36 protein-coding genes are annotated in these 23,416 nt (G+C 61.1%); 29 read left to right on the top strand and 7 right to left on the bottom strand.

Going from position 1 to position 23,416, the window contains the following annotated elements; translation table 11 throughout:
* Positions 1-3: 3 nt before the first annotated feature.
* The 23 genes from rplB to rplQ all read left to right on the top strand — a co-directional run bounded on the left by rplB (position 4) and on the right by rplQ (position 11,988).
* Positions 4-843 carry a 50S ribosomal protein L2 gene (rplB, locus tag ACI3KW_RS06325; protein ID WP_035102623.1) on the top strand — a complete coding sequence of 280 codons (840 nt, stop codon included), beginning with the start codon at positions 4-6 and terminating at the stop codon, positions 841-843.
* Between the two features lie 3 nt (positions 844-846).
* Positions 847-1,125, top strand: coding sequence for a 30S ribosomal protein S19 (gene rpsS, locus ACI3KW_RS06320; RefSeq protein ID WP_113122068.1), 279 nt, complete (start codon positions 847-849; stop codon positions 1,123-1,125).
* Between the two features lies 1 nt (position 1,126).
* A complete protein-coding gene (rplV, locus tag ACI3KW_RS06315) occupies positions 1,127-1,507 on the top strand; it encodes a 50S ribosomal protein L22 (protein WP_035102626.1) in 381 nt (126 codons plus the stop codon).
* Positions 1,507-2,247 carry a 30S ribosomal protein S3 gene (gene rpsC / locus ACI3KW_RS06310; RefSeq protein WP_035102628.1) on the top strand — a complete coding sequence of 247 codons (741 nt, stop codon included), beginning with the start codon at positions 1,507-1,509 and terminating at the stop codon, positions 2,245-2,247. Before rplV ends, rpsC begins: the two co-directional genes overlap by 1 nt.
* Before the next feature lie 15 nt (positions 2,248-2,262).
* Positions 2,263-2,676 (top strand): 50S ribosomal protein L16, encoded by a 414-nt coding sequence (rplP, locus tag ACI3KW_RS06305; protein WP_035102630.1) that lies wholly within the window; start codon positions 2,263-2,265, stop codon positions 2,674-2,676.
* Between the two features lie 11 nt (positions 2,677-2,687).
* Positions 2,688-2,882, top strand: coding sequence for a 50S ribosomal protein L29 (rpmC, locus tag ACI3KW_RS06300; RefSeq protein ID WP_113122069.1), 195 nt, complete (start codon positions 2,688-2,690; stop codon positions 2,880-2,882).
* A 12-nt stretch (positions 2,883-2,894) separates the two neighbouring features.
* The gene (rpsQ, locus tag ACI3KW_RS06295; RefSeq protein ID WP_035102633.1) at positions 2,895-3,152 is read left to right on the top strand and encodes a 30S ribosomal protein S17; all 258 of its coding nucleotides are present in this window, start codon (positions 2,895-2,897) and stop codon (positions 3,150-3,152) included.
* Entirely contained in the window at positions 3,149-3,517 is a 369-nt protein-coding gene (rplN, locus tag ACI3KW_RS06290) for a 50S ribosomal protein L14 (RefSeq protein WP_035102635.1), read from the top strand. Before rpsQ ends, rplN begins: the two co-directional genes overlap by 4 nt.
* Positions 3,517-3,828 (top strand): 50S ribosomal protein L24, encoded by a 312-nt coding sequence (gene rplX / locus ACI3KW_RS06285; protein WP_092184714.1) that lies wholly within the window; start codon positions 3,517-3,519, stop codon positions 3,826-3,828. Before rplN ends, rplX begins: the two co-directional genes overlap by 1 nt.
* The gene (rplE, locus tag ACI3KW_RS06280; protein ID WP_113122070.1) at positions 3,821-4,378 is read left to right on the top strand and encodes a 50S ribosomal protein L5; all 558 of its coding nucleotides are present in this window, start codon (positions 3,821-3,823) and stop codon (positions 4,376-4,378) included. The genes rplX and rplE overlap by 8 nt, the downstream gene beginning before the upstream one ends.
* 30 nt (positions 4,379-4,408) lie before the next feature.
* Complete coding sequence (gene rpsN / locus ACI3KW_RS06275) at positions 4,409-4,714, top strand: 30S ribosomal protein S14 (RefSeq protein ID WP_113122071.1); 306 nt, start codon at positions 4,409-4,411, stop codon at positions 4,712-4,714.
* A gap of 12 nt (positions 4,715-4,726) precedes the next feature.
* Positions 4,727-5,125, top strand: coding sequence for a 30S ribosomal protein S8 (gene rpsH, locus ACI3KW_RS06270; protein ID WP_113122072.1), 399 nt, complete (start codon positions 4,727-4,729; stop codon positions 5,123-5,125).
* Positions 5,126-5,163: 38 nt separating this feature from the next.
* A complete protein-coding gene (gene rplF, locus ACI3KW_RS06265) occupies positions 5,164-5,697 on the top strand; it encodes a 50S ribosomal protein L6 (protein ID WP_404847374.1) in 534 nt (177 codons plus the stop codon).
* A 12-nt stretch (positions 5,698-5,709) separates the two neighbouring features.
* The gene (gene rplR / locus ACI3KW_RS06260) at positions 5,710-6,069 is read left to right on the top strand and encodes a 50S ribosomal protein L18 (RefSeq protein WP_404847373.1); all 360 of its coding nucleotides are present in this window, start codon (positions 5,710-5,712) and stop codon (positions 6,067-6,069) included.
* A gap of 23 nt (positions 6,070-6,092) precedes the next feature.
* Entirely contained in the window at positions 6,093-6,626 is a 534-nt protein-coding gene (gene rpsE / locus ACI3KW_RS06255) for a 30S ribosomal protein S5 (RefSeq protein WP_404847372.1), read from the top strand.
* A gap of 23 nt (positions 6,627-6,649) precedes the next feature.
* Positions 6,650-6,838 (top strand): 50S ribosomal protein L30, encoded by a 189-nt coding sequence (rpmD, locus tag ACI3KW_RS06250; protein ID WP_404847371.1) that lies wholly within the window; start codon positions 6,650-6,652, stop codon positions 6,836-6,838.
* Between the two features lie 13 nt (positions 6,839-6,851).
* Positions 6,852-7,352 (top strand): 50S ribosomal protein L15, encoded by a 501-nt coding sequence (gene rplO / locus ACI3KW_RS06245; protein ID WP_404847370.1) that lies wholly within the window; start codon positions 6,852-6,854, stop codon positions 7,350-7,352.
* Positions 7,353-7,479: 127 nt separating this feature from the next.
* The gene (gene secY / locus ACI3KW_RS06240; protein WP_404847369.1) at positions 7,480-8,817 is read left to right on the top strand and encodes a preprotein translocase subunit SecY; all 1,338 of its coding nucleotides are present in this window, start codon (positions 7,480-7,482) and stop codon (positions 8,815-8,817) included.
* Positions 8,814-9,383 (top strand): adenylate kinase, encoded by a 570-nt coding sequence (locus tag ACI3KW_RS06235; protein ID WP_404847368.1) that lies wholly within the window; start codon positions 8,814-8,816, stop codon positions 9,381-9,383. The genes secY and ACI3KW_RS06235 overlap by 4 nt, the downstream gene beginning before the upstream one ends.
* A 180-nt stretch (positions 9,384-9,563) precedes the next feature.
* Positions 9,564-9,932: a 30S ribosomal protein S13 gene (rpsM, locus tag ACI3KW_RS06230; RefSeq protein ID WP_035102654.1), complete on the top strand. Its 369-nt coding sequence runs from the start codon at positions 9,564-9,566 to the stop codon at positions 9,930-9,932.
* A gap of 79 nt (positions 9,933-10,011) precedes the next feature.
* Positions 10,012-10,404 carry a 30S ribosomal protein S11 gene (rpsK, locus tag ACI3KW_RS06225; RefSeq protein ID WP_035102656.1) on the top strand — a complete coding sequence of 131 codons (393 nt, stop codon included), beginning with the start codon at positions 10,012-10,014 and terminating at the stop codon, positions 10,402-10,404.
* Between the two features lie 100 nt (positions 10,405-10,504).
* Positions 10,505-11,530, top strand: a complete 1,026-nt coding sequence (locus ACI3KW_RS06220; protein WP_284392828.1) for a DNA-directed RNA polymerase subunit alpha — start codon at positions 10,505-10,507, stop codon at positions 11,528-11,530.
* A 32-nt stretch (positions 11,531-11,562) separates the two neighbouring features.
* Positions 11,563-11,988: a 50S ribosomal protein L17 gene (gene rplQ / locus ACI3KW_RS06215; RefSeq protein WP_113122079.1), complete on the top strand. Its 426-nt coding sequence runs from the start codon at positions 11,563-11,565 to the stop codon at positions 11,986-11,988.
* A gap of 64 nt (positions 11,989-12,052) precedes the next feature.
* On the opposite strand, the gene ACI3KW_RS06210 is transcribed toward rplQ, so the two are convergent.
* The 3 genes from ACI3KW_RS06210 to ACI3KW_RS06200 all read right to left on the bottom strand — a co-directional run bounded on the left by ACI3KW_RS06210 (position 12,053) and on the right by ACI3KW_RS06200 (position 14,869).
* Positions 12,053-12,787, bottom strand: a complete 735-nt coding sequence (locus ACI3KW_RS06210; protein WP_404847367.1) for a phosphotransferase enzyme family protein — start codon at positions 12,785-12,787, stop codon at positions 12,053-12,055.
* Positions 12,788-13,024: 237 nt separating this feature from the next.
* Complete coding sequence (locus ACI3KW_RS06205) at positions 13,025-13,555, bottom strand: AAA family ATPase (protein WP_404847366.1); 531 nt, start codon at positions 13,553-13,555, stop codon at positions 13,025-13,027.
* A gap of 132 nt (positions 13,556-13,687) precedes the next feature.
* A complete protein-coding gene (locus ACI3KW_RS06200) occupies positions 13,688-14,869 on the bottom strand; it encodes a type III PLP-dependent enzyme (RefSeq protein WP_113122082.1) in 1,182 nt (393 codons plus the stop codon).
* Between the two features lie 199 nt (positions 14,870-15,068).
* On the opposite strand from ACI3KW_RS06200, the gene ACI3KW_RS06195 reads away from it, so the two are divergent.
* Positions 15,069-16,547, top strand: a complete 1,479-nt coding sequence (locus ACI3KW_RS06195; protein WP_404847365.1) for a DegQ family serine endoprotease — start codon at positions 15,069-15,071, stop codon at positions 16,545-16,547.
* Here ACI3KW_RS06195 and ACI3KW_RS06190 read toward each other — a convergent pair.
* Positions 16,544-17,110, bottom strand: a complete 567-nt coding sequence (locus ACI3KW_RS06190; RefSeq protein ID WP_404847364.1) for a hypothetical protein — start codon at positions 17,108-17,110, stop codon at positions 16,544-16,546. The genes ACI3KW_RS06195 and ACI3KW_RS06190 overlap by 4 nt on opposite strands.
* A gap of 128 nt (positions 17,111-17,238) precedes the next feature.
* Between ACI3KW_RS06190 and ACI3KW_RS06185 the strand changes: the two genes are divergently transcribed.
* From ACI3KW_RS06185 to ACI3KW_RS06165, 5 genes are read left to right on the top strand one after another with little or no spacing between them, the layout of a single operon-like run.
* On the top strand, positions 17,239-18,552 hold the full coding sequence (locus ACI3KW_RS06185) for a replication-associated recombination protein A (protein WP_404847363.1): 1,314 nt from the start codon (positions 17,239-17,241) through the stop codon (positions 18,550-18,552).
* A gap of 9 nt (positions 18,553-18,561) precedes the next feature.
* Positions 18,562-18,945 (top strand): fluoride efflux transporter CrcB, encoded by a 384-nt coding sequence (gene crcB / locus ACI3KW_RS06180; RefSeq protein WP_404847362.1) that lies wholly within the window; start codon positions 18,562-18,564, stop codon positions 18,943-18,945.
* Positions 18,942-19,928: an RluA family pseudouridine synthase gene (locus ACI3KW_RS06175; RefSeq protein WP_404847361.1), complete on the top strand. Its 987-nt coding sequence runs from the start codon at positions 18,942-18,944 to the stop codon at positions 19,926-19,928. The genes crcB and ACI3KW_RS06175 overlap by 4 nt, the downstream gene beginning before the upstream one ends.
* Positions 19,925-20,587, top strand: coding sequence for an HAD-IA family hydrolase (locus ACI3KW_RS06170; RefSeq protein ID WP_404847360.1), 663 nt, complete (start codon positions 19,925-19,927; stop codon positions 20,585-20,587). Before ACI3KW_RS06175 ends, ACI3KW_RS06170 begins: the two co-directional genes overlap by 4 nt.
* A gap of 3 nt (positions 20,588-20,590) precedes the next feature.
* A complete protein-coding gene (locus ACI3KW_RS06165; protein WP_404847359.1) occupies positions 20,591-21,370 on the top strand; it encodes an ATP12 family chaperone protein in 780 nt (259 codons plus the stop codon).
* Here the strand turns inward: ACI3KW_RS06165 and ACI3KW_RS06160 are convergent.
* From ACI3KW_RS06160 to cysT, 3 genes are read right to left on the bottom strand one after another with little or no spacing between them, the layout of a single operon-like run.
* On the bottom strand, positions 21,367-21,708 hold the full coding sequence (locus ACI3KW_RS06160) for a dihydropteroate synthase (protein ID WP_404847358.1): 342 nt from the start codon (positions 21,706-21,708) through the stop codon (positions 21,367-21,369). The two genes, ACI3KW_RS06165 and ACI3KW_RS06160, sit on opposite strands and share 4 nt — an antisense overlap.
* Positions 21,709-21,734: 26 nt before the next feature.
* Positions 21,735-22,550 carry a sulfate ABC transporter permease subunit CysW gene (gene cysW / locus ACI3KW_RS06155; RefSeq protein WP_404847357.1) on the bottom strand — a complete coding sequence of 272 codons (816 nt, stop codon included), beginning with the start codon at positions 22,548-22,550 and terminating at the stop codon, positions 21,735-21,737.
* Between the two features lie 2 nt (positions 22,551-22,552).
* Positions 22,553-23,389 (bottom strand): sulfate ABC transporter permease subunit CysT, encoded by an 837-nt coding sequence (gene cysT / locus ACI3KW_RS06150; RefSeq protein ID WP_404847356.1) that lies wholly within the window; start codon positions 23,387-23,389, stop codon positions 22,553-22,555.
* Positions 23,390-23,416 lie beyond the last annotated feature (27 nt).

Raw genomic sequence — 23,416 nt, 5'->3', positions numbered from 1 at the left:
AAAATGGCTCTTAAAACTTACAATCCCACCTCCGAAGGCCGTCGCCAGCTCGTGACGACTGACCGTTCGGAACTCTGGAAGGGTGCTCCGGTCAAGACTCTGACCGAAGGTCTCTCCAAGTCCGGTGGCCGCAATAATCGTGGTCGCATCACTGCCTTCCATCGTGGTGGCGGTCATAAGCGCACCTATCGCCTGATCGATTTCAAGCGCGTCAAGTTTGACGCGGTTGGCACCGTCGAGCGCCTGGAATATGACCCCAACCGTACGGCCTGGATCGCTTTGATCAAGTACGAAGACGGTGAACTGGCTTACATCGTTGCGCCGCAGCGTTTGTCGGCTGGCGACAAGGTCATCTCGTCGATGAATACCGTCGACGTGAAGCCGGGCAATGCCATGCCGCTCGAGCGCATGCCGGTCGGTACGATCGTGCACAATATCGAGCTGAAGCCCCGCAAGGGTGGCCAGGTTGCCCGTTCGGCTGGTGCTTATGCCCAGTATGTCGGTCGTGACTCCGGTTGGGCGATCCTTCGCCTGAACTCGGGCGAGCAGCGTCGTGTGCATGGCACTTGCCTTGCAACCGTTGGTGCCGTTTCGAACCAGGATCACTCCAACACCTCGCTCGGCAAGGCCGGTCGTAGCCGTTGGCTGGGTCGCAAGCCCGTCACCCGCGGCGTGGCCATGAACCCGATCGATCACCCCCACGGTGGTGGTGAAGGTCGTACGTCTGGTGGCCGTCACCCGGTTACTCCTTGGGGTAAGCCGACCAAGGGCAAGAAGACCCGCAGCAATAAGGCAACGGACAAGTTCATCGTTCGCAGCCGTCACGTGAAGAAGGGCAGGTAAGCCATGACCCGTTCAATCTGGAAGGGGCCGTTTGTCGACGGCTACATGCTCAAGAAGGCCGAGAAGGCCCTCTCGTCTGGCCGCAACGATGTGGTCAAGATCTGGAGCCGCCGTTCGACCATCCTGCCGCAGTTCGTGGGTATCACCTTCGGCGTCCACAATGGCCACAAGCACGTCCCGGTAAGCGTTACCGAAGACATGATCGGTCACAAGTTCGGCGAATTCGCACCGACCCGTACCTATTACGGTCATGCGGCCGACAAGAAGGCCAAGAGGAAGTAATATGAGCAAGCCGAAAACTGAGCGCGCTCTCAAGGACAACGAGGCTAAGGCTGTGCTGCGCATGCTGCGCATCAGCCCTCAGAAGCTGAACCTCGTCGCGCAGTTGATCCGTGGCAAGAAGGTCGAGAAGGCTTTGGCCGATCTCGAATTCAGCCACAAGCGGATCTCCGGCCAGGTCAAGAAGGTGCTGGAAAGCGCCATCGCGAACGCCGAAAACAACCATGGCCTCGATACCGATGCCCTGGTCGTTGCTGAAGCCTTTGTCGGCAACTCGCTGGTCATGAAGCGGTTCACCGCTCGTGGTCGTGGCAAGTCGTCGCGCATCGAAAAGCCGTTCTCGCATCTGACGATCGTCGTGCGGCAAGTTGAGGAGGCCGCATAATGGGCCAGAAGATCAATCCAATCGGCTTCCGCCTCGGCATCAACCGTACGTGGGACAGCCGCTGGTACGCCAATAAGGGCGAATACGGCACGCTGCTGCAGGAAGACCTGAAGATCCGTACGGCTCTTCTGGAAGACCTCAAGGCCGCTGCGGTGTCCAAGATCGTCATCGAGCGTCCGCACCGCAAGTGCCGCGTGTCGATCCACACCGCCCGTCCGGGCATCGTGATCGGCAAGAAGGGCGCTGACATCGACAAGATCCGCGCCAAGGTGAAGAAGTTCACCGACAGCGAAGTGCACATCAACATCGTTGAAGTGCGCAAGCCGGAAACCGATGCGACGCTGGTTGCCCAGGGCATTGCCCAGCAGCTGGAACGCCGCGTGGCCTTCCGTCGCGCCATGAAGCGTGCCGTGCAGACCGCAATCCGCATGGGCGCCGGTGGTATCCGCGTCAATGTTGGTGGTCGTCTCGGCGGTGCCGATATCGCTCGTACCGAATGGTACCGCGAAGGCCGCGTCCCGCTGCACACCCTGCGTGCTGATATCGACTACGGCACTGCCGAAGCCGAAACCACGTATGGCATCATTGGTATCAAGGTCTGGATCTTCAAGGGCGAAGTCCTTGAGCATGATCCGACTGCGCACGAACGTCGCGCAACCGAAGGTGCCGATCAGGGCGGTCAGCGCGCTGAACGTGAACCGCGCCGTGAGCGCGGCGACCGTGACCGCGAACGCGCATAAGAAGGTTAGTTCATTATGCTGCAACCTAAGAAGACCAAGTTCCGCAAGGCCCATAAGGGCCGTATCCATGGCGTTGCCAAGGGCGGTACAGATCTGGCATTCGGCCAGTATGCCCTCAAGGCAACCGAACCCGAGCGCGTCACTGCTCGCCAGATCGAAGCGGCTCGCCGCGCGATCACTCGCGAGATGAAGCGCCAGGGCCGGGTATGGATCCGTATTTTCCCGGACGTGCCGGTTTCCAAGAAGCCGACCGAAGTGCGTATGGGTAAGGGCAAGGGTTCTGTTGAATTCTGGGCCGCCCGTGTTAAGCCGGGCCGTATCGTATTCGAGATCGACGGCGTCCCCGAGGACGTTGCCAAGGAAGCCCTGCGCCTCGGCGCAATGAAGCTCCCGATCATGACGCGGGTTGTTACCCGCATTGCCGACTAAGGAACACGAGCATGAAAGCCAGTGATGTGCGGGCTAAGACCGCAGACGAACTGAAAGATCAGCTCGTCGACCTGAAGAAAGAACAGTTCAACCTGCGTTTCCAGCGTGCTACCCAGCAGCTGGAAAAGCCGACCGAGGTCAAAAGGGTCCGCCGCGATATCGCGCGGATCAAGACGATCCTTGGCGAAAAGAACGCAGCGAAGTAAGGAGCCGCGACCATGCCAAAGCGCGTTTTGCAGGGGACTGTTGTCTCCGACGCCAATGAAAAGACGGTCGTGGTGCGCGTTGAGCGCCGTTTCACGCATCCGGTGATGAAGAAGACCGTGCGCCGGTCCAAGAAGTACCATGCGCACGATGAAGCTAATGTGGCGAAGGTCGGTCAGATCGTCTGGATCGAAGAATGTGCGCCAATCTCCAAGAATAAGCGCTGGACGCTTGTTGTTGGTGCGGCTCAGCAGGAAGGCGCTCAGTCATGATCCAGATGCAGTCCAATCTCGACGTTGCCGATAATTCCGGCGCCCGTCGTGTCATGTGCATCAAGGTGCTGGGCGGTTCGCACCGCAAGTACGCTTCGGTCGGCGACATCATCGTCGTGTCGGTCAAGGATGCCATTCCGCGCGGTCGCGTTAAGAAGGGCCAGGTCATGAAGGCCGTGGTCGTTCGGACCGCGTTCGACATCCGTCGCCCCGATGGCACCGTGATCCGCTTCGACAAGAACGCCGCGGTTCTGATCAACAATCAGAAAGAGCCGATCGGCACTCGTATCTTCGGACCAGTTCCGCGCGAACTTCGCGCCAAGAACCACATGAAGATCATCTCGCTCGCACCAGAGGTGCTGTAATGGCCGCCAAGATTAAGAAGGGCGACAAAGTCGTCGTCCTGGCCGGCAAGGACAAGGGCAAGACCGGTCAGGTCCTGTCCGTCATCCCGACCGAAACCAAGGCACTTGTCCAGGGTATCAACCTGGTGAAGCGCCACACCAAGCAGACCGCGTCGACCGATGCCGGCATCTTCACCAAGGAAGCGCCGATCCATCTGTCCAATCTCGCGATCGCCGACAAGGATGGCAAGCCCAGCCGTGTTGGTTTCCAGATCAAGGACGGCGTGAAGACGCGCGTCGCCAAGTCGACCGGAGATTCGATCGATGGCTGATACAGCTTACGTTCCGCGTCTTCGTACCGAGTACGAAGAGAACATCCGTAAGGTTCTGCAGGAGCAATTCTCCTACAAGAACACCATGGAACTGCCCAAGCTCGACAAGATCGTGCTGAACATGGGCGTTGGCGAAGCCGTCAACGACACCAAGAAGGTCAAGTCGGCTGCTGCCGAGCTGGAGAAGATCGCTGGCCAGAAGCCGGTTATCACCCACGCTCGTAAGTCGATCGCTGGCTTCAAGGTGCGTGAAGAGATGCCGCTTGGCGTCAAGGTGACGCTGCGCAAGACGCGCATGTACGAATTCCTGGACCGCCTGGTGAATATCGCACTGCCGCGCGTTCGCGACTTCCGCGGGCTGAACCCGAACTCCTTCGACGGCCGTGGCAATTATGCTATGGGCATCAAGGAACACATCATTTTCCCCGAAATCAACTATGATCAGATCGATCAGGTTTGGGGCATGGACATCGTGATCACCACGACGGCCAAGACCGATGATGAAGCGCGCGCGCTGCTCAAGGCATTCAACTTCCCATTCCGCACGTAAGCGGATAGGGAAGGGAAAAAGGATCAGGATATGGCAAAGACCAGTTCCATCGAGAAAAACAACAAGCGCGCCGCTCTGGCCAAGCAGTATGCTGGCAAGCGTGCGGCGCTCAAGGCGCAGACCAAGGATCAGTCGATCCCGGCCGATCAGCGCTTCGCCGCTCAGCTCAAGCTGGCCGAACTGCCGCGCAATTCGGCCAAGGTTCGCGTCCGCAATCGCTGCGAAGTCTCGGGTCGTCCCCGTGGCTATTATCGCAAGCTCAAGCTGAGCCGTATCGCTCTGCGTCAGCTGGGTAACCTGGGTCTGATCCCGGGCTTGGTTAAGTCGAGCTGGTAAGGAGAACAGAAAATGAGCTTTTCCGATCCAATCGGCGATATGCTGACCCGCATCCGTAATGCACAGATGCGCCGCAAGAATACCGTTTCGACGCCGGCTTCGACCCTTCGTGGTCGGGTGCTGGACGTGCTCCAGTCCGAGGGTTTCATCCGCGGCTATTCGGAGACCAAGTTCGAAAACGGTGCTGCCGAGTACGAAATCGAACTGAAGTACTCGGATGACGTGGCTGTTATCCGCACGATCGAGCGCGTTTCGCGTCCCGGCCGTCGCGTTTACGCTTCCGTCAAGAATATTCCGCAGGTTGCCAATGGCCTCGGTGTGTCGATCCTCTCCACCCCCAAGGGTGTGATGGCGGACCACGAAGCCAAGGCTGCCAATGTTGGTGGCGAGGTACTCTGCCGCGTCTTCTAAGAGACGCGGTAAGACGATTACTCAAGGATTGAACTAGAATGTCACGTACTGGCAAGAAACCGGTTGCACCGGTAAGCGGTGTAACGGTCACGATCAATGGTCGTACCGTCACCGCAAAGGGCCCTAAGGGCGAACTGAGCATCGAGCTCATGGATGTTGTCAATGTGGAGAATGGCTCCGACGGTCTCGTCGTGACGCCGGCCAATGACACCCGCGAGGCTCGCGCCGCCTGGGGCACGACCCGTGCACTGATCCAGAACATGGTCACCGGTGTTTCGGCTGGCTTCGAAAAGAAGCTGGCGATCCAGGGCGTTGGTTATCGCGCTGCCATGCAGGGCAAGGATATCAAGCTGTCGCTTGGTTTCAGCCACGAAGTGATCTATCAGGCGCCTCAGGGCATCACCCTGACGGTTCCGGCGCCGACGGAAATCATCATCACCGGCACCGACAAGCAGCAGGTTGGCCAGGTTGCGGCGAACATCCGCGCTTGGCGTAAGCCAGAGCCCTACAAGGGCAAGGGCGTTCGGTATGCGGGCGAATTCGTCTTCCGCAAAGAAGGCAAGAAGAAGTAAGGAGCGCCTGCAATGGCTATCAGTGCAAAAGGTGCGGACCGCCGCAAGGCTCGTGTCCGCAAGGCGCTCAAGGCTCGTGCCTTCGGTCGTCCCCGTCTGTCGGTTTTCCGTTCGGACAAGAATATCTACGCTCAGATCATCGACGATGCGACCGGCCGTACGCTGGCCGCCGCTTCGACCCTCGACAAGGACGTCAAGGGCACCACCAAGGGTGGTTCGGCTGAGGCCGCTGCTACGGTCGGCAAGCTGATCGCAGAGCGCGGCACCAAGGCGGGCGTGGGCGAAGTTATCTTCGACCGCGGCGCGTATATCTATCATGGCCGTGTGAAGGCCCTTGCAGACGCTGCCCGTGAGGGCGGCCTGCAGTTCTAGGCACGGACAAGGAAAGAAACATTATGAGCAGAGACGTTCAAGAACGCGACAGCGAATTCGTCGATCGCCTGGTCCACATCAACCGCGTGGCCAAAGTGGTCAAGGGCGGCCGTCGTTTCGGTTTTGCCGCACTCGTGGTTGTCGGTGACCAGAAGGGCCGTGTTGGCTTTGGTCACGGTAAGGCCCGTGAAGTGCCAGAAGCGATCCGCAAGGCCACCGAAGCTGCAAAGCGCACCATGATCCGCGTGCCGCTGCGCGATGCCCGTACGTTGCACCACGACGTGCAGGGCCGTCACGGCGCCGGCAAGGTCATCCTGCGTGCCGCCGTTCCCGGTACCGGCATCATCGCCGGTGGCCCGATGCGCGCCGTCTTCGAGACGCTGGGCATCAACGACATCGTTGCCAAGTCGCAGGGGACTGCTAACCCCTACAACATGGTGCGGGCCACTTTCGATGCGCTGAAGCGCGTTGATAGCCCCCGCTCGGTTGCCGCCCGCCGCGGTCTCAAGGTTTCCGAACTGCAAGCTCGCCGCGGCGAGACTGCTGTCGAAGCCTGATAGATCAGGTACGGAGAAGCATTATGGCTACCCAAAAGACCATTACTCTGCAGCAGATCGGCTCGCCGATCCGCCGTGAGAAGAGCCAGCGCGCGACCCTGATCGGTCTCGGGCTCAACAAGATGAACAAGCAGCGTCAGCTGATCGACACGCCTGAAGTGCGTGGTATGATCAACAAGGTGCCGCATCTCGTCCGTATCATCGGCGAGTGAGAGAGAACCTCAAATGACCCGTTTGAACGAACTTCGCGACAATCCCGGCGCCAATAAGGTCCGTATCCGCATCGGCCGCGGTATCGGTTCCGGTAAGGGCAAGACCGGCGGTCGTGGCGGCAAGGGCCAGACTGCACGCTCCGGCGTTGCAATCAACGGCTTCGAAGGCGGCCAGATGCCCCTTCACATGCGTATGCCAAAGCGTGGCTTCAATGCGCTCAATCCAGGTAACTGGAACGAGGTCCGCATCGATCGCCTGCAGGCCTATATCGACGCTGGCAAGCTGGATGCGACCAAGGTGATCGACGCTGCTGCGCTGATCGCTGCCCGCGTGATCCGTCGTCCCAAGGACGGCGTCCGGCTGATCGGCTCTGAGGGCTTCACCTCCAAGAAGGTGACCTTCAACGTCAATTATGCGACCAAGGGCGCACTTGCAGCTATTGAATCTGCTGGTGGCAAGGTCGATATCATCCCGGCAAAGGCGCCGTGGAAGAAGACCCCATACGCCGGTTAATTTCGGCTTGGCGCACCCGGCCATTGGTCGGGTGCGCCTTTTTTGGTTTGTTGCGCTAGGGCTGCAGCCGGGTCTGCGTCCGACCCGCTCCGAGCGCGCCTGGCCTTGAAGCCATAGGGAGCGATACATGGCGTCCGCAGCCGAACAGCTGGCACGTAATCTCAATTTTTCGACCTTCTCGAAGGCGAAAGCCCTGCAGCAGCGCATCTGGTTCACACTGGGCGCGCTGCTTGTCTATCGACTGGGCACTTTCATTCCGGTTCCGGGCATTGACCCCGATGCGTTCCGCGCGACGTTCGAACAGTCGCAGCAGGGCATCATTGGCATGTTCAACATGTTTGCCGGTGGCGCTGTCGAGCGCATGGCAATCTTTGCGCTGAACCTGATCCCCTACATCACCGCCTCGATCGTGGTGCAGGTCATTGCGACCGCGTCGCCGCGTCTGGAAGCCCTCAAGAAAGAGGGCGAGGCCGGTCGTCGCAAGATGAACCAGTATACCCGCTATCTGGCGGTCGTATTCTGCGCTGTGCAGGCCTATGGCATTGCCGTGGGTCTGGAAGCGAGCCAGGGCGTCGTGCTCAATCCGGGCTGGTTCTTCCGCATTTCGACCGTGATCACGCTGGTCGGCGGCACCATGTTCCTGATGTGGCTGGGTGAACAGATCACCACGCGCGGCGTCGGCAATGGTATTTCGCTGATCATCTTTGCCGGTATCGTGGCCAATCTGCCCACCACCATCGTGCAGACGCTCGAGCTGAGCCGTACCGGCGCGCTGCCCCCGCTGGCTGCCGCTGGCATCGTGGTGCTGTCCATCGTGGTCATCGCCGGCATTGTGTTCTTCGAACGCGCCCAGCGACGCCTGCTGATCCAGTATCCAAAGCGCCAGGTCGGCAACAAGATGTTCCAGGGTGAAAGCTCGCATCTGCCGCTCAAGCTGAATACCTCGGGTGTTATCCCGGTGATTTTCGGCTCGTCCCTGCTGCTGCTGCCGGCCACCATTGCGTCCTTTGCGGCGCAGGGTAACGCTCCGGTCTGGCTGCAGACGGTTACGGCTCTGCTGGGCCGCGGCCAGCCGCTTTATCTGGCGCTGTTTGCCTTCTTCATCATCTTCTTCGCCTTCTTCTATACGGCCATCGTGTTCAATCCGACCGAGACGGCTGATAACCTCAAGCGCTCCGGCGGCTTCATTCCGGGCATTCGTCCGGGCGAACGGACGGCGGCACATATCGACTATGTGTTGACCCGTATCACTGTTATCGGTGCGCTCTATCTTACGGTGGTGGCACTGATTCCCGAGATCATCCACAACCAGCTGGCGGTCAGCCAGTTCATCGGCGGCACCTCGCTGCTGATCATGGTGACGGTGACGCTCGATACGGTCAGCCAGATCCAGAGCCACCTGATCGCGCAACAATATGAGGGGCTCGTGAAGAAGTCCCGTCTAGGGGGAGGTAAGCGTCGATGAGGCTAATTCTGCTCGGACCGCCGGGAGCGGGGAAGGGTACTCAGGCCAAGATTCTTGTCGAGGCCTATGGTATTCCCCAGCTCTCGACCGGCGATATCCTGCGCTCGGCCATTGCGGCCAAGACCCCTCTGGGTCTCGAAGCCAAGGCCATCGTCGATCGTGGGGATCTGGTCAGTGACGCCATCGTCAACGGTATCGTCTCCGAACGTCTCGACGCTGAGGATTGCAAGCCTGGCTTCATCCTCGATGGCTTTCCGCGCACCATTGCGCAGGCCGCAGCGCTCGACCAGATGCTGATCGACAAGGGCGTCAAGCTTGACGCCGTTATCGAGATCAAAGCCGATGCTGATGAATTGGTGCGCCGGGTGATCCAGCGCAGCAAGGAAAGCGGCGGCGCGCGTGCCGACGATAATGAGGAAGTGCTGCGCAAGCGCCTCGATATCTACAAGGAGCAGACCGCTCCGCTCGTCGCTTACTACAGCGACAAGGGTCTGCTCAAAGCAGTCGACGGCATGGAGCCGGTCGAAAAAGTCACTTCTTCGATCAAGTCTGCGATCGAAGGCTGAGAACAGGGCAGGGGTTTGGCAGTTGACTCTGCCGAATCTAGTCCTTAAAGAACCGCGTCAGTCTCATGGATTATTGGGCTGGATTCGGTTCTCCAGGTGTTGGGGGTCGAAATCCGGTCCCTTGTTGTTTAACGGCACGGCCCCCTGATGGTAACCCGTGTTGAATGAAGGAGAGCAGACGTGGCTCGTATTGCTGGCGTCAATATCCCGACCAATAAGCGCGTGATCATCGCGCTGCAGTATATCCACGGGATTGGCGAGAAATTCGCCAAGGATATCACTGAGAAGGCAAACATTCCTGCCGAGCGCCGTGTCAACGAGTTGACCGACGCCGAAGTGATTTTGATCCGTGAAGCTATCGACCGCGACTACGTCGTGGAAGGTGATCTTCGCCGCAATGTGGCGATGAACATCAAGCGGTTGATGGATCTGGGCAACTACCGTGGCCTGCGCCACCGTCGTGGCCTGCCGGTGCGCGGTCAGCGTACCCACACCAATGCCCGCACTCGCAAGGGTCCGGCAAAGCCAATCGCTGGCAAGAAGAAGTAAGAACCCGTCTCGGGTTCTTCGATGTAGCTGCTGGGGCCAAAGGGCTGACGGCAGCGCTGATATCGTTCAGAGGAATTAAATGGCTAAGACTGAAACGACGCGCGTTAAGCGCAAGGAACGCAAGAATATCACTTCGGGCGTTGCCCACGTGAATGCTTCGTTCAACAACACCATGATCACCATTGCCGATATGCAGGGCAACACGATTTCGTGGTCCTCCTCGGGTGTCATGGGCTTCAAGGGCTCGCGTAAGTCGACCCCCTATGCGGCTCAGGTCGCTGCTGAAGATGCTGCAAAGAAGGCGCAGGAACACGGCATGAAGACCCTTGAGGTCGAAGTGCGTGGTCCTGGTTCGGGCCGTGAATCGGCTCTGCGTGCCCTCCAGGCTGCTGGCTTCAACGTTACTTCGATCCGTGACGTGACCTCGATCCCGCACAATGGCTGCCGTCCTCGCAAGCGGCGCCGCGTCTAATCTAGAGCGATTGAAGAGCTCCCGGCCGATTGAATGGGCCGGGAGTCTTATTGCGTTTGCGGCGGAGCGGCTCGGGCTGGAGCCGCGATTTTGAAAGGACATTACCGTGACGATCCAGAGGAACTGGCAAGAACTGATCAAGCCGACCAAGCTGGAGATTGTTTCGGGCAGCGACAACGCGCGCGTGGCTTCGGTAGTTGCCGAGCCGCTTGAGCGCGGTTATGGGCTTACCCTGGGTAACGCTCTTCGTCGTGTGCTGCTGTCGTCGCTTCAGGGCGCGGCAGTTACCGCAATCCAGATTGACGGCATCCTGCATGAATTCTCCTCGCTTCCGGGCGTGCGTGAAGACATGACCGACCTTGTCCTCAACGTGAAGGAAATCGCGTTGAAGATGGGCGGCGAAGGCCCCAAGCGCCTTGGCCTGACCAAGCAGGGTCCGGGTGCCGTGACGGCTGGTGACATCAAGGTCACCGGCGACATTGAAGTGCTGAACCCCGAGCTGGTGATCTGCCATCTCGACGACGGCGCCGAAATCAATATCGAGTTCACCGTCGATACCGGCAAGGGTTATGTTGCCGCCGACAAGAACCGCCCGGAAGATGCACCGATCGGCTATATCCCGGTCGACTCGCTGTTCTCCCCGGTTCGCCGCGTCAGCTACAAGGTCGATGCCACCCGTGCGGGTGAAAGCCTCGACAAGGACAAGCTGACCCTGCAGGTCGAAACCAATGGCGCCGTGTCGCCGGAAGATGCCGTGGCTTATGCTGCGCGTATCCTCCAGGACCAGCTGTCGGTGTTCGTGAACTTCGAAGAGCCCAGCAAGGAAAAGGCACAGGATGCCGTTCCCGAACTGGCCTTCAACCCGGCGCTGCTCAAGAAGGTCGACGAACTCGAGCTTTCGGTGCGTTCGGCCAACTGCCTCAAGAACGACAACATCGTTTATATCGGCGATCTGATCCAGAAGACGGAAGCCGAGATGCTGCGGACCCCGAATTTCGGCCGCAAGTCGCTCAACGAAATCAAGGAGGTCCTGGCACAGATGGGGCTTCATCTCGGAATGGACGTCAACAACTGGCCACCCGAGAATATCGATGACCTCGCCAAGCGCTACGAAGATCACTATTGATCCCGCGCTGCCAAGCACTTTAGGAGACCACCATGCGCCACGGTAATTCCGGCCGCAAGCTCAACCGAACCGCCAGCCACCGTAAGGCTATGTTCGCCAATATGTCCGCCGCGCTGATCAAGCACGAGCAGATCGTTACCACCCTGCCCAAGGCGAAGGACCTGCGTCCGATCGTCGAGAAGCTGATCACGCTGGGCAAGCGCGGCGACCTGCACGCTCGCCGTCAGGCGATCGCTCAGATGCGCGACGAAGGCCAGGTGCAGAAGCTGTTCGCAGTTCTGGGCCCGCGCTACAAGGACCGTCAGGGCGGCTATATCCGCATCATGAAGGCCGGCTTCCGCTATGGCGACAATGCGCCGATGGCTGTGATCGAGTTCGTCGATCGCGACGTCAATGCCAAGGGCCTCGATAGCGGCCCGGTGCATGTGCGTGACGAAGACGAGTCCGAAGCCGCGTAAGCGATATTCGGTTCAAGATTTAAGGCGGTCCGCGTTTGACGACGCGGGCCGCCTTTTCGTTTGCTCAGACCGCCCGAACCTCGGCGAGCCGTTCGACGGAATAGTCGTCCTTCCAGCAGACCGCAGCCTCCCATGCCGCCGAGGCTTGGGCCGCAATGTCAAATTCTGCAGCATCAAAGCCGGCGGCATTGTGGGGCAGGGCCAGGTCAAGCTCCGGGACATCGACATGTGCCTCGTCCCAATCGATCAGCGCGACCCGATCTGCAGTCATGCGAATATTGCTGGGATTGGTGGGATTGCCATGCACCACGCAGCTCTGCCGCCCGACCAGCCGCGCCCACGCCGCCCGGCAGCGCGCCACGGCCTCTTCCGGCATTGCCGTCAGGTCGATCCGCGTCCCCGTATCGGCCTGCAACAGGTCAGTTGAAGATCGCCAGCCCGGCCGCTGCGGCCAGTCCTGCGTCAGGTGATGCAATTGCCGGAGCGTATCGGCAACACGCCGCCAATCCGCCTCCGTTTCGGGCGGTCCGCCCTCCATATATTTCATCACCACCAGGCTGTCGACAAACAGCCTGCCATCCATGGTCGGGATCGGCACCGGCACAGTCATACCCGACCGATCGAGATGCTGGAGCAGGGCGGCCTCCCAAGCCAGATCCGCATCGCTCCGCTTACCCAGCCGAGCGACGGCAAGCTGCCCGTTGATACGGACGCTCCACACGTCATTGGAAGAGCCACCGGCCAGCCGCTCGACGCGTTCGGCATCGGCACCCCATTGCCCAAGTGCGTCCCATCCCATGGTCAGGAGACCGCGCCCCAAAACAGCGCCACGCCCAGACCCATGCAGAGCAGTCCGACCAAAAGCATGGCGAGCCGACGACGGCGCGGCGATTTCATCATCACTCCCAGCATGATCCTCTCCTCCACTTCGCACCCAGTTTAGGCCCGAATGGCGTGATGGGGCAATCGCGGCGGTCGATGCCAACAGTCCGCTAGCCTCTGGCGCCCAAATGTCACGTCAACGCTAGCAGTCCGCTCACAGATTCCACGCCCGTCCGAGCGCTTTCACCTCACGGAGCGACGAACAGAAAACCAGCGGCAAATCAGTTTGTCTCGCAAACCCGTGGTAGCGGCCGACGCTGTTCCGCGTCTTCCAGATCCAGCTGATCATTTCCCATTTGACGCTGTCGCGATTGCCCGGAAGATGGCCGGCCCGCTGCTTTTCCAGCAGCGTCCGCCGCAAATACCGGCTGAAGCGGCGCAGGTAATGGTCGTCCACGACAATGATTCCGGTGGCCCGGGCAAAGCGCTGCGGCATGAGCACGGAATAATTGCCCTCCATCACCCAGTCCGCCTCAAGGATTGCCGCGTCATGCAACGCATGGAATTCGGCATCGGGCCGGACTTGCCAATCGGTGTTGGGCAAGTGGCGCAATTGGTCGAGATGAATGGCGGGAATATCGAGCTTCTTGCCGATGGCGACGGCCAGCGTCGACTTGCCGGCATTGGTTGGCCCCATGATGACGATGCGGCGGCCGAAGGTCGCAAGTGGTTGAAAGGTCTGCATTTTCAGTTCCGATATATGGTTTGATGGGATCGGGGTGGAAAAGCGAAGAAGGGCAGGCGGCATCCTTTGTTGGAGAGACAAAAATCCCCGCCGTAGCGGGGATTAGTAGCTGATTACGAGCTGGCGGCAGGCCTATTCGGGCTGCACATCCTTGCCGGTATAGACCTCGTCGACCCAGAATTGGTCGCGGCGATCGAAGCCGTTGAACGGGGTCAGCGAGGCCTGGGTATAGGCGCCCATCAGGCCGAACTCGATCCAGTCGTCTTCATCGATATCGGCCGGCAGGGTGAACACCTGGGGCAGCACGTCATAGCTGTCGCAAGTGGGGCCCCAGATGGTGAATTCGGAGAATTCAGCATCATTGTCATGCACCCGCGCACCGCGCCACACCCGCACGGGCGGGGTGAAATGCATGAACTTGACTTCCATCAGGCTGCCATAGGCGCCGTCATTGACATAAACCGACTGCCCACCGCGCTGATGCTTGACGCGCAGCAGCAGCGAGGTCGACGACGTCACCAGCGCCCGGCCGGGCTCGATGATCAGTTCGGGCTTGTTCTTGTCGCCGAAATGGTCGCTGACTGCGGTCGAGATGGTCTCGAAATAATAGTCCATCGGCGGCGCTTCGCTGGTCGGGTAGGGGGCCGGATAGCCGCCGCCGATATTGAGGCGCTTGAGCTGGATATTGGACTCTTCGACGATGCGGGACGCCGCCGCGATGTGGCGCTCATAGGCATAGGCGTCTTCGCACTGGCTGCCGACATGGAAGCACAGGCTGGGCGTATAGCCCATCTGGTCGACCATGGTGACGATTTCGGCCGCGCCCTGTTCCATGACGCCGAACTTGATGCCGAAATCATAGGATTTCAGCGCCTTGCCGGCCTTGAAGCGGGTGGTCACTTCAACGTCGCGCGAAGGCGAGACCACGGAAGCCAGCTGGTCGAGCTGCTGGGGATGGTCGATGGTGAAGGAGCGAACGCCGAACTCTTCATAGGCGCGAGCGATCTCGCGCTTGTTCTTGATCGGGTTGTTGTAATGCATCACCGCGCCCGGCGCATGATCGCGCACCAGTTCCATTTCGGTGTTCGAGGCAACGTCGAACGCCTTCAAACCTTCGCGATGGAGCTGGGCGATGATGTGCGGTGAGGGATTGCACTTGACCGCATAGGTCAACAGCCCGTCAAAGCCCTTCTTGAACACCTTTGTGGCCTTGTGCAGCTCGCGCTCGGAGAACAGGAAAGCCGGGAAATCCGGGGCTTCCGCGGCTATGAGTGCGGAGGTATTCGGGTAAACCTGCTTCGGCTCAGTGGTCATGGACGACTTGCCTTTCGGGGCTGGAGAAATGCGGAAAACGAGCGCTGCATATAGGGCCGTGTGCCCCCTCACGCAAACGTTTATTTGGCCCCCAATTGCGACGGGCGCGTGACGCCTTTTTCGTGACAGAATCCGGGCGTTTGCCTTGCCCCGCGCGGACGCCACATCAGGGCAGAAGCGGTGACCGGAGGTTGGTTCGATGTCGATGCGCTCATGGATTATGGCAAGCTGTGCCGCGGCGGTTCTGGCGGTTGGAGGCACGCTCGCCTTCTCGCCGTGGAATGCGCCCAGCCTGGCCCAGGTAACGGCGCCCGCGCCCGTGCCGCCCGCTCCGGTGGCCCCAGCCGTGGAAGTGCCGCGCAGCGATGCCGAGATCAAGCTGAGCTTCTCCCCGGTGGTCAAAGCCGCCTCGCCCTCAGTGGTCAATGTCTACGCCACCCGCATCGAGCAGCAGACGGTGTCGCCTTTTGCCAATGACCCGTTCTTCTCCCGCTTCTTCGGGCGCAACCAGTTCCAGAGCCGGCCGCGCGAGTCCCAATCGCTGGGCTCGGGCGTGATCGTGGATGCCGGCGGCGTCATCCTCACCAATCGCCACGTCATCGAAGGCGCGACCGATGTGCGCATCGCCCTTTCGGACGGGCGCGAATTCGCCGTCGATATCGTCATCGAGGATGCGCAGACCGATCTCGCCGTGCTGCGCGTGCGCCAGCCGGGCGATGCGGTCTTCCCCGCCATCGTCTTTGCCGATTCCGATTCCCTCGAAGTGGGCGATCTGGTGCTGGCCATTGGCAATCCGTTTGGCGTGGGCCAGACGGTGACCAGTGGCATCGTCTCTGCCTTGGCCCGCACCGGTGTGGAAAGCTCGGATTATGAATTCTTCATCCAGACCGACGCGGCGATCAACCCCGGCAATTCGGGCGGCGCCCTGGTCGATCTCGATGGGCATCTGGTCGGCATTAATACCGCCATTTATTCACAAACCGGCGGCTCGGTCGGCATCGGCTTTGCCATTCCGGCCAATATGGCCAAGATGGTGGCGCAGGCCGGCGTCAGCGGCGGCCAGATCGTGCGGCCCTGGTTCGGCGCCAAGATGCAGGCGGTCAATTCCGATATTGCCCAGAGCCTGGGCATGCCGGCGCCGCATGGTGCGCTGATCACTGAAGTGGCGCCCGGCGGTCCCGCAGAACGCGCCGGCTTTGCCTCGGGCGACGTGATCCTGAGCGTCGATGGCATGGCGGTCGATGACCCCAGCGCCTTCAATTTCCGCCTCGCCACCAAGCCCATCGGGCAGGTGACGGCGCTTGAACGCGTCCGTGCCGGGCAGAGCGAGGTGGTTAATTTCACCATCGAAGCCGCGCCGGTAGCGGCAGGCGACATGGTGGCCACCATCACCGGCTCATCGCGCTTCACCGGCACCAGCGTGCGCCAGATTGATGCCGCACTCGCCGAGATGAAGGGGCTGCCCTATGACGCCAAGGGCGTGATCGTCACCGCTGTCGAGCCCGGTTCGCCCGCCGAACAGATGGGGCTTAAGACGGACGATATCATCCTCTCGCTCAACGACGTACCGATGGACACTGCCGCCGCATTCTCGCAGACGGCAAGCCAGCGCGCCCGCACCTGGCAGATCATCCTGCAGCGCGACGGCCGCGTGACGCGCTCGATCGTCAGCGGCTAGTCGAGGCTGATTTCGGGCACGTCCATCTGCGCCAGGGTGTTGATCGCGCTCTGGCGCCGCTCCTTGAGACCGGTGAGCAGAGCCTTGGCACCCTCTTCGCCATAGCCGCGCCGGCTGATGGCGTAGAGCACCAGGCCATCCTCGATCGGGGCATAGCGATAGGCGTTCCATTCGACGATCATGGTGCCGCTGCTGGAATCGCTGAGCAGGAAGTCGAGGATGATTTCGCCGGTCTGTTCGTTGCGGAGCACGTCGTAATTGACCACCGGATCGCTGCCTTTACGCTCACTAAGGCCCTTTATCATAACGGCCGCCGCTGCTTCGGGCGTGGTGCCATTGGTCAGCACGTCGATCATGAACATGTCTTCGAACTGCTCGACGGTCTGGCCGGCCGGCACATATTCCTGCTTGAAATAGGTTTCTTCCGGGTGGCTGGTCCAGGCGAGGGCAAATTCGACATCCTCGAAGACAATCGGCCCCGGCGCACCAATGGCGTCGGTCTGGGCGCTCGCCGGCAGCGCCATGGCGGCGAGGAGCAGGAATGCGGTGGCGAAGCGATGCATGAAACGTCCTCGAAATTGTGGTCGCGCATTAATGCTGACAAACGCAGTCTTGGCAATTCGCTGCCGGTTTGTGTTGCTCGCGCCGCCGCCCTATCTTAGGCAGAGCCCTCCACAGAGATTGATCAGGCATGGCTGACCTTTTCGCCGCAGACCCCAGTGAAACCGACCGCGCGCGCCCGCTCGCCGATCAATTGCGGCCGCGTTCGCTCGATGAGGTGATCGGCCAGAGCCATCTGCTCGGGCCGGAAGGCACGCTACGCCGCATGATCGCCTCCGGCCGGCTGGGCTCGCTGATCCTGTGGGGGCCGCCGGGCACCGGCAAGACTACGGTAGCGCGGCTTCTGGCCGATCAGATTGGCTACACGTTCGAGCAGATTTCGGCGGTGTTCTCCGGTGTTGCCGACCTCAAGAAGGTGTTCGAGAAGGCCCGCTTCGAGCGGCTGTCCGGCCATCGGACGCTGCTGTTCGTCGACGAAATCCACCGCTTCAATCGGGCACAGCAGGATGGCTTCCTGCCGGTGATGGAAGACGGCACGGTGGTGCTGGTGGGGGCGACCACCGAAAATCCGTCCTTTGAGCTGAACGCGGCTTTGTTGTCGCGCAGTCAGGTATTGCGTTTTGAGTCGCTGTCGCTGGACGATCTGGAAAAGCTGGTGACGCGCGCCGAGGAACTGACTGGCGCCGCGCTACCGCTTGAGCCCGAAGCCCGCCATACGCTGCTGACGCTGGCTGATGGTGACGGCCGCGCCTTGCTGGGGCTGGTCGAGGAAGTACTGGCCTCGGCCAAGGAAGGCGAAGTGCTCGACGCCGCCACCATGCTGACCGTGGTCCAGCGCCGTGCTCCGATCTATGACAAGGCGCAGGACGGTCATTACAATCTGATTTCGGCGCTGCACAAGACGGTGCGCGGCTCCGATCCTGATGCGGCGCTCTATTATTTCGCCCGCATGCTCGACGCCGGCGAAGATCCGCTCTTCCTCGCCCGCCGGCTGATCCGCATGGCTGTGGAGGATATTGGCCTGGCCGATCCGCAGGCGCTGCCGCAGGCCGTTGCCGGGCGCGATGCCTATCAGATGCTGGGTTCGCCCGAGGGCGAACTGGCCCTGGCGCAGGTGGTGGTCTATCTGGCGCTCGCGCCCAAATCGAACGCTGTCTACACTGCCTTCAAGGGCGCTACATCGATCGCCAAATCCACCGGCTCGCCGACCCCGCCCATGGTCATCCTCAATGCGCCGACCAAGCTGATGAAGACCTCCGGCTATGGTGACGGCTATATCTATGACCACGACACGCCCGAGGCGTTTTCGGGCCAGGAATATTTCCCGGAAAAGATCGGCCGGCAGCAATTTTATCAGCCGGTCGAACGCGGCTTTGAACGCGACCTGCGCAAGCGCATGGATTATTTCGAGCGCTTGCGGGCCGAGAAGAAGCGCGAGGAATAGGGCAGGCACATGCAGAATTTCCTCCTTGTCGGCCTGGGCGGCGCGATTGGCGCCATGGCGCGCTATGGTGCGTCCATCGGCGTGGGGCGCGTGTGGCCGCATGGCTTTCCGCTCGGCACGATGCTGATCAACATTGTCGGCTCCATCGCCATGGGCCTGCTCATCGGCATTCTCGCCCGCACTCTGCCGCCCTGGGCGGCAGAGGCGCGGCTGTTCGTCGCCGTAGGCGTATTAGGCGGCTTCACGACGTTTTCCTCCTTCTCGCTCGATACAATCGTGCTGATTGAGCGCGGCGAAATGGTACAAGCTGGCTTCTATGTGCTGTTGTCGGTTGTGGTTTGTCTCATTGGCCTTTATCTCGGGCTTTTGGTGACCAGAGGCAGCCCGGCATGAGTGCGGTACAACAGCGGCAGGTAAGCAGCGACGAAGACGGGATGCGTCTCGATCGCTGGTTCGCACAGAATTTCCCGCAGCTCGGTTTCGGGCGGCTGCAAAAGCTCATTCGCAATGGCGAAGTGCGCGTCGACAAGGGCCGCGTGCAGACCAGTACGCGCCTGACTGCCGGGCAGACCGTGCGCATTCCCCCGATCGACGATGCCGAGACGGTCAAGCCGGTGCGCGTCAATTCGGGCGATGCGCAGTTCCTGCGCGACATCATCCTTTATGAAGACGAGGACATTTACGTCTTCAACAAGCCCCATGGCCTGGCCGTGCAGGGCGGCAGCGGCACGTTTCGCCATCTCGATGGCATGCTGAAAAGCCTGCCCAACAAGCTTGGCGAGGCGCCGCGACTGGTCCATCGTCTCGACCGCGACACCTCCGGGTGCCTCGTGGTTGCCAAGACCCAGTCGGCGGCCAGCCATTTTGGCGAAGTGTTCCGCTCGCGTTCAGCGCGCAAGATTTATTGGGCTGTCGTGGCGGGCAATCCGAACCCGCGCCAGGGCGAAATCTCGTGTTTCCTTGCCAAGCAGGCCACGACCGATGGCGAGCAGATGGTGGTGGTCAAGAATGGCACGCCGGGCGCCCAGCATTCGATGAGCTATTATTCGACCACCGACACGGCCAGCCGCCGCTTCGCCTGGGTCACGCTGAAGCCCGTGACCGGCCGCACGCACCAGTTGCGTGTGCATATGGCCCAGTTGGGCACCCCGATCATTGGCGATCCGCGCTATTTTAATATCGAGAACTGGCAGGGTGCGCCCGGCCTGGGCGAAGGGCTGCAGCTGCATGCCCGCCGCATTGCCCTGCCGCTGCGCAATGGCAAGCGGCTCGATGTTTCGGCGCCCCTGCCGCCGCATATGCGCGAGAGCTTTGACGCCCTGGGCTTCGACCCCGATCGCTTCGATGTCAGTAAGGACCCGGAGGACGGCGCATGACGCTTGTCATGTTCGACATGGACGGCACGCTGATCGATACGCAGGCGCTGATCACCGAGCATATGGCAACGACCTTTGAGGGGGCAGGGCTCGATGCACCAAGTCCCGCCGCGTCGCGCCGGGTTATCGGCCTGTCGCTGCCGGTGGCTTTGGCCCGGCTGGCGCGCAGTGATGATCCGGTGCTGATCGACAAGCTTGTCGAGGACTATCGCACCCATTACCGCGCCTCCGTGCTGACGCATAGCGACCGCGAAGGGCTGTTTCCCGGCGCTCTGGAGGCGCTACAGCGCCTGCGGACGTGGGATGGCATGCGTTTGGGCATTGCCACGGGCAAGGGCCTCAGCGGCGTCCACCGCATTACCGGTAACCACAACATCGCCGACTACTTCGTCACCTTGCAGACGCCGGACCACAACCCGTCCAAGCCGCATCCCGGCATGTTGCTGCGCGCGATGGCCGAAACCGGGGCGCTGCCGGCCGAGACGGTGATGATCGGCGATACGACATTCGACATCGAAATGGGCAAGGCGGCGGGCGCCTGGGCCATTGGGGTGACCTGGGGCTATCATGAGCCGACCGAGCTTATTGCGGCCGGCGCTGATATCATGATCGACCGGTTTGACGAGCTTGATGCGGCGATCCGCAAGGTTTTGGAGTAGGCCATGCGCGACCAGCTGGAAGATGCCCACAAGCATATCGATGACGGCTATGGCCGGGCGCAGCATGCCAACCGGGTGGAGCTGCCCAAGCGGTTCTACAAGGATGTCGGCGTAGCCCCGGTCGATGGCGGCTTTGTCGTGACGCTGGATGGCCGGCAGGTGCACACGCCAGGCCGAAAAATGCCGGTCGTGGTGCCCGCGGCGGCTATTGCTACAACGATGGCCGAAGAATGGGCGGCGCAGGGCGAATTCATTGATCCGGCGACCATGCCCATGGTCAGATTGATCAATTCGGCCGTGGAAAGTGGCGAGCAAACCATTCCCGCCTTCCGCCAGGAGGTCATCAAGTTCGCCGCGAGCGATCTGATGCTCTATCGCGCCGATGCACCGCAGGAATTGGTCAGCGAGCAGGAATTGGTGTGGGACAAGGCGCTGGTCAAGCTGGCGCGGCACTTCGGCGTGCGGTTCCAACCCACGATCGGCATCATCCATCAGGCCCAGCCGCAGGCGAGTTTGGATCGGTTGGCCGAGACGCTGGATGGCGAAAATCTCTTTGTCCTCACCGCGCTGGTCAACGTCACCGGCCTCACCGGATCGGGGCTACTGGCCATCGGGCTGTGGCACCGGCTGTTTACCGCCGACGAGGTGTGGCAGGCGGCGCATGTCGATGAAGATTACCAGATCGGCCTATGGGGCCAGGATGAGGAAGCAGCCGCCCGCCGGGCGCAGCGGCGGGTCGAATTCGACACGGCCGTAGCCGTGCTGGATGCATTGCGGGCTTAGCCGACCACTTCGGCCCCATGCAGCGCGACAATTTCGGCTATCTCGGCCCTTTCCTCACCCTCCAGCGGACACACAAGGGTCGCGCCTGCTTCGATAGCCTGGTCGACCACCAAGGCCCGGCGGCTGGCTATAGCGATTGGCGCTGCGATCCCTGCAGCGATTAACGCCTCGATTGCCGGGACAATGCAGTCCAGCTCGCGCTGAACGCTGGCCGTGTCCCCGCTCGCCACTTCGATGATTTCGGCCCCGCCCGCCAATGCAACTCTGGCGCGTGACACGACATCGACGCCTGTGACGAGGCGGGCAATGCGGGGCGGTCTGGATGCGGAAGCGGCCATAGCGGGAGCCTAGCCGCCCACTGCCATCATTGCCAGCCGCGAGATTCCAGCGTGGACTTCAAAATCAGCGTCACCACGGCGATGAGGGCGAGCGTCGATGAGGCGGCGAAGGCGCCGGTGACGTTGAAATCGTTGAACAACTGGCTGATCTGCAGGGGCAGGGTATTGGTCTGGCCGCGAATGGAGCCGGAGACGACCGAGACGGCGCCGAATTCGCCCATGACCCGGGCATTGGTCAGCACCGCGCCATAAAGAAGCGCCCAGCGGATATTGGGCAGGGTGACGAAGCGGAACATCTGCCAGCCATTGGCGCCCAGCGAGAGAGCGGCTTCCTCGTCCTCGGTGCCTTGCTGCTGCATCAGCGGGATGAGCTCGCGGGCCACAAACGGCGCGGTGACGAACAGGCTGACCAGCACGATCGCCGCAACAGTGAACATGAGCTGGACGCCCATGCCTTGCAGCACCGGCCCGAGCAGGCCCTGGCCGCCATAGAGGAACAGATAGACCACGCCGGCCACGATGGGGCTGACCGAAGCGGGCAGCTCGATAATAGTGATGATCAATTGCCGTCCGCGAAAGCGGAAGCGAGTCACCAGCCAGGCCACGCAGATGCCGATGACGATATTGATCGGCACGACGATGACCGCCGTCAGCACCGTGAGGCCGATGGCGTGCAGCGTGGTGCGCTCGAGGATATTGGCAAAATAGACCCCAATGCCTTCGCGCAGGGCATAGGCGAAAATCAGCGCAACCGGCACCACCAGGATCAGCGCCGAGAGAACGACGGCAAGGCTGATCAGGGTAATTTCGGCAGGGGAGCGGGTGTGAACGCGCACTGTCATGGTCACGTGCTCCGGTCGGCGTAGCGCACTTGCCAGGATTGCAGCGCATTGGTGGCGAGCAGTGTCAGGAAGGCGGCGAGGAGCAGGACGAAGGCCAAGGCGGCGGCGCCTTCATAATTGAATTCGTCCAGGCGGATAAAGATCAAGAGAGAAACGATTTCGGTGAAGCCGGGCAGATTGCCGGCGATGAAAACCACGGCGCCGAATTCGCCGAGCGAGCGGGCGAAGGAGAGCACACAGCCGGTCATGAAGGCGGGCAGGATGGTGGGCCAGATGACGCGAGCAAAGACTTGCCAGCCGGTGGCGCCCAAGGTTTTGGCGGCTTCCTCATAGCCCGCTTCCACGTCTTCGAGCACCGGCTGGACGGTGCGAACCACGAAGGGAATGGAGGTGAAGCTCATGGCCATGATGATGCCAAGCTGGGTGTAATTGACCTTGAACCCGTTGGGTTCGAGGAATTGGCCATACCAGCCGGTTTGCGCGAACAGCGTCACGAGGACCAGCCCGGCAACGGCGGTGGGCAGGGCGAAGGGCAGGTCGACCAGGGCGTCGAGCAGGCGCTTGCCGGGAAAGCTGTAGCGGGTGAGCACCCAGGCCAGCAGCAGGCCAAAAAAGCCATTGAAAACAGTGGCGGCAAGCGCGGAACTGAACGTGATGCGATAGGCGGCCAGCGAGCGGTTGGAGGCGACGATGCGCCAGAATTCGGGCCACCCCATACCGCCCACCTTGAGCAGCATGGCCAGCAGCGGCAGCACGATGATAATCGTCAGATAAAGCATGGAGACGCCCAGCGTCAGCCCGAAGCCGGGCAGGAGGTGCTTGCTGCGTCGCGATGCCATCTTGGTCCTTCAAACGGTTTTGGCGTG

This window comes from Devosia sp. ZW T5_3, from assembly GCF_044987315.1.
Classification (GTDB): Bacteria; Pseudomonadota; Alphaproteobacteria; order Rhizobiales; family Devosiaceae; genus Devosia.
This window is presented reverse-complemented; position numbering and strand designations above follow the sequence as displayed.